Origin of the sequence: Pantoea sp. B9002, assembly GCF_013385945.1 — a bacterium.
In the GTDB taxonomy this organism is placed as follows: Bacteria; Pseudomonadota; Gammaproteobacteria; order Enterobacterales; family Enterobacteriaceae; genus Pantoea.
Genome location: NZ_JACAPA010000023.1, coordinates 67,141 through 78,432, shown reverse-complemented (window position 1 = coordinate 78,432; position 11,292 = coordinate 67,141). Strand labels below are relative to the sequence as shown.

Annotated in this window: 12 protein-coding genes; 2 read left to right on the top strand and 10 right to left on the bottom strand. The window is 54.3% G+C overall.

What is annotated here, in order from left to right; all coding sequences use genetic code 11:
- The first annotated feature begins 118 nt into the window (after positions 1–118).
- Positions 119–766, top strand: coding sequence for a recombinase family protein (locus HX773_RS13915; RefSeq protein ID WP_176972004.1), 648 nt, complete (start codon positions 119–121; stop codon positions 764–766).
- A 5-nt stretch (positions 767–771) separates the two neighbouring features.
- Here HX773_RS13915 and HX773_RS13910 read toward each other — a convergent pair whose 3' ends face one another.
- A complete protein-coding gene (locus tag HX773_RS13910) occupies positions 772–978 on the bottom strand; it encodes a DUF6500 family protein (protein WP_118666072.1) in 207 nt (68 codons plus the stop codon).
- A 208-nt stretch (positions 979–1,186) separates the two neighbouring features.
- Positions 1,187–1,309, bottom strand: coding sequence for a hypothetical protein (locus HX773_RS25955; RefSeq protein WP_255433230.1), 123 nt, complete (start codon positions 1,307–1,309; stop codon positions 1,187–1,189).
- Between the two features lie 130 nt (positions 1,310–1,439).
- Between HX773_RS25955 and HX773_RS13905 the strand changes: the two genes are divergently transcribed.
- Complete coding sequence (locus HX773_RS13905; protein WP_176972003.1) at positions 1,440–2,972, top strand: IS3 family transposase; 1,533 nt, start codon at positions 1,440–1,442, stop codon at positions 2,970–2,972.
- A 169-nt stretch (positions 2,973–3,141) separates the two neighbouring features.
- On the opposite strand, the gene HX773_RS13900 is transcribed toward HX773_RS13905, so the two are convergent.
- From HX773_RS13900 to HX773_RS13865, 8 genes are read right to left on the bottom strand one after another with little or no spacing between them, the layout of a single operon-like run.
- Complete coding sequence (locus HX773_RS13900) at positions 3,142–3,651, bottom strand: GNAT family N-acetyltransferase (protein ID WP_176972002.1); 510 nt, start codon at positions 3,649–3,651, stop codon at positions 3,142–3,144.
- Positions 3,652–3,664: 13 nt separating this feature from the next.
- Positions 3,665–4,360, bottom strand: a complete 696-nt coding sequence (locus HX773_RS13895; protein WP_176972007.1) for a GntR family transcriptional regulator — start codon at positions 4,358–4,360, stop codon at positions 3,665–3,667.
- Between the two features lie 46 nt (positions 4,361–4,406).
- Entirely contained in the window at positions 4,407–5,630 is a 1,224-nt protein-coding gene (locus tag HX773_RS13890) for an amidohydrolase (RefSeq protein WP_176972001.1), read from the bottom strand.
- Positions 5,623–7,113, bottom strand: coding sequence for a chlorohydrolase family protein (locus HX773_RS13885; RefSeq protein ID WP_176972000.1), 1,491 nt, complete (start codon positions 7,111–7,113; stop codon positions 5,623–5,625). The genes HX773_RS13890 and HX773_RS13885 overlap by 8 nt, the downstream gene beginning before the upstream one ends.
- A complete protein-coding gene (locus HX773_RS13880; RefSeq protein WP_176971999.1) occupies positions 7,113–8,303 on the bottom strand; it encodes an amidohydrolase family protein in 1,191 nt (396 codons plus the stop codon). The genes HX773_RS13885 and HX773_RS13880 overlap by 1 nt, the downstream gene beginning before the upstream one ends.
- A 20-nt stretch (positions 8,304–8,323) precedes the next feature.
- Positions 8,324–9,328, bottom strand: a complete 1,005-nt coding sequence (locus tag HX773_RS13875; RefSeq protein ID WP_176971998.1) for an ABC transporter ATP-binding protein — start codon at positions 9,326–9,328, stop codon at positions 8,324–8,326.
- Positions 9,325–10,308 carry an ABC transporter ATP-binding protein gene (locus HX773_RS13870; protein ID WP_176971997.1) on the bottom strand — a complete coding sequence of 328 codons (984 nt, stop codon included), beginning with the start codon at positions 10,306–10,308 and terminating at the stop codon, positions 9,325–9,327. Before HX773_RS13870 ends, HX773_RS13875 begins: the two co-directional genes overlap by 4 nt.
- A gap of 10 nt (positions 10,309–10,318) precedes the next feature.
- A complete protein-coding gene (locus HX773_RS13865) occupies positions 10,319–11,287 on the bottom strand; it encodes an ABC transporter permease (RefSeq protein ID WP_218168249.1) in 969 nt (322 codons plus the stop codon).
- Positions 11,288–11,292 lie beyond the last annotated feature (5 nt).

The window sequence follows — 11,292 nt, the reverse complement described above, 5'->3', positions numbered from 1 at the left end:
TATCGCATAAGGGTACACCCTGACGCCATAATCAAAACGTGACGGCACACAATGAATGACATAACCTATATGCGATAGAGTAAATGCAATAACCTAAATGCGATAATGCGGTGGAAAAATGTTCATCAGAGCTTATTTGAGGGCATCGACGGAAGATCAGTTCGCCGATCGGGCAAAAGAGATGCTGGAGCAGTTCGTTCAGGAACGAGGGCATAAAATCGCAAGCTATTACCGGGATAATATCAGCGGGACAAAGCTTGACCGCCCGGAGCTGGGACGCTTGCTGATGGATAGTCACCGTAATGATATTTTGCTGGTTGAGCAGATAGACCGCCTGACCCGCCTGAGCAACAGCGACTGGATGACGCTGAAAAAGCAGATAGAACAACACGAGCTGCGAATTGTCAGCCTGGATGTCCCCACTTCATGGCAGGCGCTGTCAGAAAAAGATACCTCGCAGGCTGATCCGATCACCCGCGCTGTGATAACCGCCATCAATAACATGCTTATCGACCTGATGGCCGCGATGTCGCACAAAGACTGGCTGAGCCGCCGACAGAGGCAAAAACAGGGAATTGAACGAGCGCATAATTTGGGGAAATATCGGGGGAAACAGGCGGATCAGGAGCGGCACCAGAAAGTGCTGTACTACCGTCAGGTGAAAAAGCTGAGTATCCGTGAAACAGCCGATGCCACGGGCTACAGTCCCTCTCAAATATGTCGAATTCAGGCACTGTACCGAGAAAGTCAATCAGAAGTGGGGTGACTGATCTATACGAGAGATATGATTTTTCTGGCTTTTTCAAAGTGGTCCAGTTTCATTTCCATGATCCACCATTGGGCTACTTCCATGAGTAATTCCGGGTCATCATTCCTGTTGGCAAAGAAAGCATAAAATGACACGCCAACATCATCCCCTTTCGCCGCAATCTTCGATTCACATACTTTCACAATCTTCGCTCGGATACTGGGTCTCATTATCTTTCCCTGATAGTTGCTGATGGCACATGCTATCACACACAGGTGAATGGGTAGGAGAGGTTAAAAAATAGTCTTAACGTACAATAATTTTCGATATCCAAACTGACCCCTCATTGACCGCAGGTTGCCGTTTTTTAGTTGGATCTTTCTTCGCACTCTTGCGACTTGGCCCAGTTCCAGCGGGAAGCGCCTGCGAGCGTGTATGCTAAACCTGACGTTCAGTGAGCTGCAACTGTGAAGCAGCATCACTGCGGCGCAGACGTTTTTCGATAACAGCCTGAATGACGGCAAGGCGGTGAAGTTCTTTGTTCGACATGGTCACCAGCATCAGCAGAGATCTCCCAGAAAAGATGGCAAACGCGCCATATCTGGGTGACATTATGAACTAGCTAAAAAGTGACATTATCAAATAGCACCCGGGAGTGCGGATGTTTTCCTGGACCTTCAGGAGATGATTTATGCATTCTTATGATGACCGGATTCGCGCTGTTGAACTCTATTATCGATATGGCAGAAAAGCGTCCGTAGTAGTCAGGGAATTAGGTTTCCCGTCCATAAAACAGCTCGGCCGCTGGGTCCGTATTTATGAAGAGAAGGGTGATTTACCGAGAGAATTAAGGCCAAGGGAACGTTACACGCATGCGCAGAAAGTCGCCGCTGTTGAGCATGATCTTACGCATGGTGGATGTCTGGCTTTCACTTGCCGCGCCATCGGATATCCCAGCAGCGAAGTGCTTAAACGCTGGGTCACAGAGATTTATCCGGGACGACGTCCGCTGATTATTCGCTCGAATACCAACAAATGCTTCAGCCCGGACGAAAGAACCCAGGCTGTTCGCGCACTCTGCAACCGGCGCGGAACGGCTCTTAAAGTTGCACAAAATATAGGCGTCAGCGTTCCGGTTCTGTACAAGTGGAAGAAAGACTTAATCGGCGATGAGGCTTATCAATCCATGCGTAAACGTAAATCAGGTTCTCCGGATAAAAACCAGGATGCACTGCATGAAGAAGTCGCACGGCTCAAACAGCAGGTTCATCAGCTGCAGCTTGAACGTGACATTCTGACTAAAGCGAATGAACTGATAAAAAAAGACATGGGCATCAGCTTCCAGAACCTGAAGAACAGGGAGAAAACCCAGGTCGTTGATGCCCTTAAGGAAATCTATGCTTTAGCTGAGCTGCTTAATGCACTGCGACTTGCGCGCAGTTGCTATTTCTATCACAAAGCAAAGCTGCGTCGGCACGATAAGTACGCTGAAATACGCGTGACGATGACAAAACTCTTTGACGGGAATTACCGTTGCTACGGCTACCGGCGTCTACACGCGATGCTGCGTGAAAATAACACTTATATCTCCGAGAAGGTCGTCCGCAGGTTGATGACTGAAGAGCAGCTTGTTGTTAAACGAGCCGGAAGGCGTCGCTACAGCTCTTACTGCGGAGAAATCAGTCCGGCACCTGAAAATCTTCTCGCCAGAAATTTTCGATCCTGCAGGCCAAATGAAAAGTGGCTGACCGATATAACCGAGTTCCAGATCCCAGCAGGCAGAGTCTATCTGTCACCAGTTATTGACTGCTTTGACGGCAAAGTGGTCAGCTGGACGATCGGAACGCGTCCGGACGCAAAGCTGGTGAATACCATGCTGGATGATGCGATCGATACGCTGACAGAAAATGAAAAGCCGGTGATACACAGTGACAGAGGCGGTCATTATCGATGGCCGGGTTGGCTTGATCGTATCAACGCGTCGGGGCTTATAAGGTCTATGTCGCGCAAAGGTTGCTCATCGGATAACGCAGCGTGCGAAGGCTTCTTCGGGCGGATCAAAAATGAAATGTACTACGGCAGAAACTGGGCGGGCGCAACGCTGGAAAATTTTATGTGCTTCCTGGACAGGTACATACGCTGGTATAACGAGGAGCGTATTAAAATCTCATTAGGCGCAATGAGCCCGGTGAAGTACCGGCAGTATCTGAGGACCTCAACATAACCAGTCCAACAAAATATCCTCATCTCCGAGGCGGACATCTGAATTTAGCCACTACAATTGAAGTGCGCATAATCATGATTATGTTAAATGAGATATCTCATCGCGCACTCTTTCATCACAAAACCCATCTACCAGCCGTCACCCTCTCGAGTGACGCTAGCTCAAGCATTCAATCCGCAATATGCAGCTCATACACCACGCATGGCACATCGTAGTGTTGCTCAATCGCTTTATAGGTCATTCCCAGTCGCTGCATTACCTTTTGCGAGGCGGCATTTTCAGGATCTGCCACCGCGACCAAATAATTGACGCCAACGTCTTCGACGGCAAATTTAATAATTGCCTGCGCGGCCTCCGTCGCAAAGCCTTTGCCGTGATGATTGGCATTCAGACGCCAGCCAATTTCCAGTGGCGCGCCATCCTGATTGGCCAGGTGCTGCAGACAAGCTGCACCGACGATATCGCCAGACTGTTTTTCCCGCATCGCCCACCAGGAAAAACCATATTGCTGCCAGCGCAACATCACGCGTTCGATATTAGCCTGCGTTTCTTCCGGGGATTTAGCCACGCCATTACTGATGTAGCGCATAATTTCTGGATCACTTTCCATCGCTCTTAAGCCATCGAAATGCGCGTGTTGATAAGGTTCCAGCCGCAGTCGGGTTGTTTCTAATTGCATTATTCCTCCAGCGCTAATTCGCTTTATGCAGTGCCTGAACCAATGTCATGGCATACGGTGACGCTTCAGAAATATCCAGCTGCTGCTCCAGTTCAATAAGATGATCGCGCATCAGTTGCTGCGCTTTAGCGGTATTTCCGGCGATCAGCTCATCGATAATGTGCTGATGCTCGTCGCACTGGCAAACCGGCATCTCGTTGCGCTGATACAACATCACAATTAATGAACTCAACACCATCAAATTATTGAGGATATCTTCCAGCACTTTATTATGGGCGATTTTGCCCAGCAGCTGATGAAACGCGCCAAGCTGATACACCACGCGTTGGCGTTCCTGACTGTGAATGGCGTCATGTTCCTCTTTTTGCTGCAGCTGCAATTGCAGAGCAAACGCCGCCATTTTTTCCGGGGTAATACAGGCAATGATCGCCGATTCAATGGCATGACGCGCGGTAAAGATTTCACGCGCGGTCGTCGCTGAAGGCTGAGCAACAATCGCGCCGACATTGGGTTCGATAGTGACGATATGCTGCAGCGCCATACGCTGAAGCGCAGCCTGCACATGGTTGCGATTCGCCTTCAGCGCATCCACCACCTGCGCCTCAATTAAGCGCGTACCGGGCCGCAGTTTATGCTGGGCAATCGCCATGGTGAGGGAATCATAAATGCGAGCGATCTCTTTTTGTCTGGGGGTTTGCTTCGCGCCCATACTCAATCCTGTATCGGTCATAGTCGTCCCCCGAAATATACATCATTTATGCGCGGTAAACTTGCTGGCCGCGGAAGTAACTGGCTGAAATTGCTGGCTGACGCGCCACCGCTTCGGCGGAACAGCTGGCGTTGAGCAAGATAAAATCCGCCGCATCGCCAGCTAGCGGCCAGATGCGTGCGCCCTGCTCGTCCAACGGTAAAATGTCGCCAGTCGCAATCGCTAGCGCCCGATTCAGCGCAAACTCGGTGCCGCGTCCATACAGCTGCGCCCACAGGTTAGCTTTTTCCAGCATGCTGCCGCTGCCAAAGGGTGACCAGTGATCGATGACGCTGTCGGTGCCAGTCATCAGCTTTACACCGCACTTTCTCAGCAGCGGGAGCGGCATCACATTTTTGCCTAGCGGCAAACCCGATGACAGGCTAACGCCCAGCGCGGCCATACGTTCACCCAACGCTTGCACCTCAACATCACTGATTTGCGCCAGACAGTAAGCGTGGCTGATCGTCACTCGCCCTTGCAGTTCTGGCGTGTATTCCAGCGCATTCAGGAGATGGTGAATACAGGGAATGCCCGTGCTGGCGGCTTCATGCAGATGAATATCTACGCCGGTGCCACTGTCGTGCGCCAAAGTCAGCATTGCATCCAGTGAACGCTGCATATCGCCATCAACTTTTGCAGGATCAAGTCCGCCGGTCCATTGGCAACCGAGCGCCAGCGCTTCGCGCATCAGAGACGCAACGCCAGAACGCAGCAAACCGTGTTGCGGAAACGCCACGATTTCACACTCAATCTGCCCGTTAAACGCTTCTAACGCCTGCAACAGATGTTCAAGGCTGCGCAACCCACTGACCGGATCGATATTGCAGTGGCTGCGAATCACCGTGCTGCCTTTACTCAGTAGCAACGCAATCAACTGCTGCGCATGCTCGACCGAATCGGGAAGCAGCGTCGGCAAAAGCTGTTGCTCCAACGCGATCATCTGGAAAATGTCCTGCTCGTTATTCGGTTTCGCCGCTCGCCATGCGCGACCGTAGAAGGTTTTATCGAGATGGATATGCATATCGCGCAGGGTTGGCAGCATCAGCATGCCGCCAGCATCAATCTGTGGTAGCAAGCTTTGCACTTCGTTCTGTCCGCAAATCGCCACCATTTGGCCGTCTTTGATTTCTATATTAAAGAGATCGCATTGGGTGCCCTGAATATGGCCGTCATTTTCGATAAAGCCGGTCTCAAGTCTGACGTTGATGAGAATGAAGTGATCAGTCATGGTTTGCGCCTTTGTTCAGACGAGGAAATGAGGATGTCACGATCTCCTCAACCGGCGGATGCCCAACGGTTCGTTCTGGATAGGTTGAGATAATGTGCGAAAACACCTGTTGCGATGCGGCATGTAACGCTGCTGCGCTCTGCCCGCTGTTAACCAGTTCGCGGTCCCATACCACTTTGCGGCCCGCCACAATCACGCCGGTAACATCGCGGCCATTGCCATTCAGCACCAACGTGGTAATCGGATCGAAGACTTGTCCCAGCGCGGGTTGATCAAGATTGACCATCATCATATCGGCCTGACATCCAGCCGCCAGTCGGCCAAGATCATCGCGTCCCAACGCTTGTGCGCCACCCAAGGTTGCCATGCGGTAATAATCGGCGGCGCTGGCCGCTGAGATATCGCCGGTGACCACGCGCGTTAGCACCACGCCCATCTGCATATTGGTGAACATATCGGCGGGAAACGTATCGGTGCCAAGCGCCAGATTAACGCCAGCGGCTTTAAGCGCCGGATAATGTTCGAGATATTTGCCGTGGCGACCGGATACCAGCGGACAAGCCACTAGCGAAGCGCCAGACTGTGCCAATCGAGCGATGTCATCTGCTACACGCACCGCGTCGGGGTTCACTCCACCGAGAAACTGGCCGTGTGGCAACAGCATATGGCGATTAAGCAAACCGTTGTCGGCCAGCACTTGCAGCGAAGAGCGTCCCTGATAACGATAGGCGATTTCCCGCACTTCCAGCTCGCTCTGGCAACAATGCAGGCGTGTTGGGCAGGCGAGAGACGTGACAATGTCACCGAGATCTTTGAGCCAAACGGCATCGCCGCCTTCAATACGGTCGGGAGCCAGCATGCCGCTCAGGGTTGAAACACCGCGCTGCTGTATACGCTGGTAGAACTTCACCGCATCGTCCAGCCCCTTTTTCGCGCGTTCGCGGTTGCCGACCCATGAAAATTGCCCCTGCTCATCGCTGGCGTAGTAGCCGGCCATAAAAGCCGGTCCCAGCCACGCGCGCGCCCCTAATGATTCGGCCACATCCGCAGCGTACAGGTACTCATCGACATCCTCGGCCCATTCTCGGTACAGAATTGAGGTGATAGGCGCAAAACTGGTGATGCCATTGAGCAGCAAATGGCTGTAAGCGTAATGCTTGGCGAAGTTAAGCTGCTCACGGCTGTAGAGATCGCGGCGCTGCCAGTCAGCGGCGACGATACGCCCTTTTTTCCAGCCGGGCTGGTTGTCGAAGGCCAGCACGGTGGTATCGAGATCGCCGAGTGCATCGAGGTCAATAAATCCCGGTCCGACCAGACAATTTCCGGCGTTGATCTCTTCATCCACGTGGCCGGGATAATCAAAACCTACAAACAGAATCCGTTCGCCCTGCCACACCACTTCGCCATCCGGCAGCAGACAGTGATCGCCATCACGATAGCCCACCACCCACGCGGCGCGCAGTCGGGTCACTTTTGCGTTCATCAGAACAGGCACTCCCCGTTAGCAGCGATCAGTTTCCCGCCTTTAATCACCTTACGCTCACGCGGCAACTCCACCAGCGCTTCCACCATGCTGCGGCCGGGAATCAACACTAAATCGGCGCGATTACCGGGCTGCAAACCATAATTTTCCAGCGCCATAACGCGCGCACCGCCAAAAGTAATGGTCTGTGCCGCCCGCATAATCTCCTGATCCTGACGCCAGCGATAGCGCAGTCCCATGGTGACCGCGCGTTGCAGCATATCGCCGCTGCCATAAGGGCTCCAGGTATCGCGCACGCCGTCATTACCGGCGCAAAACGCCACGCCGGCTTCGGTGAGTAATTCATAAGGCGGAACCGCGATATCTGCCGGCGCGGTCGTCGCCACCGACATGCCCAGTTCCGCCATCTCTTCGGCAAATTGCTGTTGGCGCGCAGGTTCGATCATGCCGAGACAAAAGCCGTGGCTTAGCGTGACGCGATGATGCATCTGATAGCGACGGGTAAAATTAATGAGCAGCTCAAGGCTAAACGCGCCCAGTTCGCCGCGTTCGTGTAGATGAATATCCACTTTCTTGCCGTGACGAACGGCCAGGTCAAAGATGATCTGCAGATGGCGTACCGGATCTTTATCGTATGAACAGGGATCCAGGCCGCCCACCAGCTCCGCACCCATCTCCAACGCGCGATCCAACAGCGCTTCGGTGCCAGGGCTTTGCAGAATGCCGCTTTGCGGAAACGCGACAATCTCAATATCAACCTGATTCGCCAGGCGACGGCGGGTTTCCAGCACCCCTTCCAGATTTGCCAGGCCGATTTCGTTATCAATATCGACATGGGTGCGAATAAATGAGGTTCCCGCCGCGATGGCGCGGCGCGTAATACGTTCTGACTGGAGTTGGGGATCGGGCTGCTGCTCACGGCGATAATCGCGCTCATTGGCAATGATCGCCGCCAGATTACGCGGCACTTCGTTGCGATACCAGTCACGTCCCAGCAAGGTTTTATCGAGATGAGCATGGCCATCAACGAAGCCAGGAAATGCCTGCATGCCGCTGGCATCGATTGCTTCCGCACCTGCGGGCACCGGCAAATTGTGGCCACGCGCCGCGATAACGCCATCTTCAAGCAACAGGTCTATGCGCTGACTTTCATCAAACGGCATGACATTCTGAATTAACACGCTTTCCATCTATGCTCTCCTTGTGATGATCAGGCCGCGGCGACAGCCGCAGGGAAATGACATTCAATTTGATGTTCTTCCGACAACGCGTGGACCGGCGGCATCGCTTGCTGGCACAGCGGCTGGGCGTAACTGCAGCGGGCAGCAAAGGCACAGCCGAGCGGCGGCGACATCGGATTGGGCGCTTCGCCAACAATCGGTTCACGTTCAGTCGAGGGATGATCAAACTGTGGAATCGCGGCAATCAGCAAACGCGTATAAGGATGCGCAGGTCGAGAAAAAATCTCCTCCACCGTGCCTTGCTCAACAATACGACCGAGGTACATCACGCCAACCCGATCCGAGATGTGAGAAATCACCGCCATGTTATGGCTGATGAAAAAGTAGGTCAGCCCATGTTCTTGCTGTAAACGACGCATCAAATTTAACACCTGCGCCTGCACCGAGACGTCGAGCGCCGAGGTCGGCTCGTCACAAATCAGAAAGCCTGGCTGCGTGGCCAATGCGCGGGCAATCGAGATGCGCTGGCGCTGGCCGCCGGAAAATTCATGCGGAAACTTATCCAGATCGTTAGCGGAAAGCCCAACCTGCTCCAGCAGCTGCCCGCAGTAGCTTCTTGCCTGGCGCGTGCTGCCTACCTTTTTACTCAACACTAACGGCTCGGCGAGTGAACGTCCGATACGCCAGCGCGGATTGAGGCTGGCATAGGGATCCTGGAAGATCATTTGGGTGCCATTTTGCGCGGCGCTGGTGCCGTTCGCCTCGCCCTGCCAGGCAAATTTTATCGCGCCTTCGGACGGCGTATACAACCCCGCAAGGGCGCGCGCAATAGTGGACTTTCCGCAGCCGGATTCACCGACAATGCTAAAGGTTTCGCCCTGCCGGATGGAGATGTTGATCCCACGCACCGCATGCAGTTCGCGCTTCGCGCCGCGCCGAAATAGCGAGCTGCGCTTTTCGCGCCCAAGCTGAAAACGAATGTGCAGATCGCGCACGCTTAACACTTCCGGCGGCAGTGCTTTTTCACTTTTCATGGCGTCTCTCCATACGGATAAAAGCAGGCGATTTGTGACAGATGGCTGAACTGCATCTCCGGTTGTTGTCGTTGGCAGCGCTCAGTGACATGCGGGCAGCGAGGATGAAACGCGCAGCCGCCCGGCAGCGTATTGAGGCGCGGCATCGCACCATCGATTTGTGCCAGAAACTCATGGCGTTCGCGCATCGAGGGAATCGAGTTAATCAGGCCACGCGTGTAGGGGTGTTTGGGTGAGCGGATAACCTCGGCAACCGGCCCCATCTCAACAATGCGGCCAGCGTAGAGCACCGCCACGCGCGAGCACACTTCCGCTACTACGCCCATATCATGGGTGATCAGCATCACCGCGGTACCATGCTGCTGACAGAGACGCTTGAGCACGCGTAAAACCTGCGCCTGAACCGACACATCTAGCGCGGTGGTGGGCTCATCGGCGATCACCAACTGCGGATCAACGCACAGCGCCAGTGCAATCACTACACGTTGGCGCATGCCGCCGGAAAGCTGATGAGGATATTGATGCATCCGCTGCGCTGGGCTGCTCATCCCCACTTCGGTAAGCAGGTTGATGGCGCGTTCACTGGCCTCCGCCGCCGAGAGCGGTAGATGGGTACGGATAGTTTCTGTCAGTTGCTGGCCAATAGTCAGCACCGGATTGAGGCTGGTGAGCGGATCCTGAAAAATACAGCTGATGGCTTTGCCGCGCAGCTGGCGGCGCGCGTCATCATCCAGGTTATCAATACGCTGCCCCTGAAACCAAATCTCGCCCTGTTTGACGCGTCCGGGCTCCTGCAACAGTCCGCTGATTGCCGCGCCGGTTAGCGATTTCCCCGCACCGGATTCGCCAACCATGCCGAGCACTTCTCCCGGCTGCATGGTGAGCGACAAGTTGTGAATCGCCTGTAGATTGCCTTTGCGATGGAGAAACTCAATGCTCAAATCTTTGACGTCCAGTAACGTCTCGCTGGCGGTCTGCATTGTTGAGCTCCTAACGTAATTTCGGGTTGAGGGCGTCCAGCAACCAATCGCCCAGCATGTTGAAAGATAGAGAGAGGATCACCAGCAGCGCGGCGGGGAAAGCCACAATCCACCATTGTCCGGAGAAGAGATACTGGTTGCCTTCATTGATTAAGGTGCCCAGCGAGGGCTGATCCGGTGGCATCCCAACGCCAAGAAACGAGAGCGTCGCTTCGGTCAGAATCGCCACGCCAAGATGCAGTGTCGCCATCACCAGCACCGGGCGCAGCACGTTCGGTACGATGTGGCGCAGCATAATATGCAGATGATTGGCGCCGCTGATGCGTGAAGCCATCACGTATTCGCGCCCTTTCTCCAGCATGGTCAGGCCGCGCACCGTCCGGGCGTATTGCATCCAGCCGGTCAGTGCAATCGCGCCGGTGAGGATGGCGGGCGCAAAGTGCCCCATCAGCTCTTTGGGGATCACTACGCGTGCGACGCCGCTGACCAGCAGCGTGAACATGATGGTAGGAATGCTCAGCATCGCATCGGCAAAGCGCATGATCACTGTGTCGACCAGTCCGCCGAAATAACCGCTCAACACCCCCAGCGCCACGCCGAGCAGCACCGATAACAGCACGCTGATCCCGCCAATAATCAGTGAGATATTCAGGCCGTAAAGCATCAGCGACAGAATATCGCGCCCCTGCACATCGGTTCCCAGCCAGAAGCGCGCGTCGCCTCCGCTCATCCACGATGGCGGTAATTCGGAATCCATCAGGTCAAAGGTGGTGGTATCGAACACGTTGTGTGGCGCAATCCAGTGGCTGGTCAGCGAGCAGAGCAAGATGATCAGGCAGCAGGTGAAGGCTACCACCGTGCTTTTACTGCGCCAGAACAACCAAAGTAGATCGCTGTCGGTAAAGGAGCGCCATTGCTGAGCCATGCGTGTGCGGCGGCGTACGGGTGCCACTGCGGGGGGAAAATTATCGTTAATCATGACAA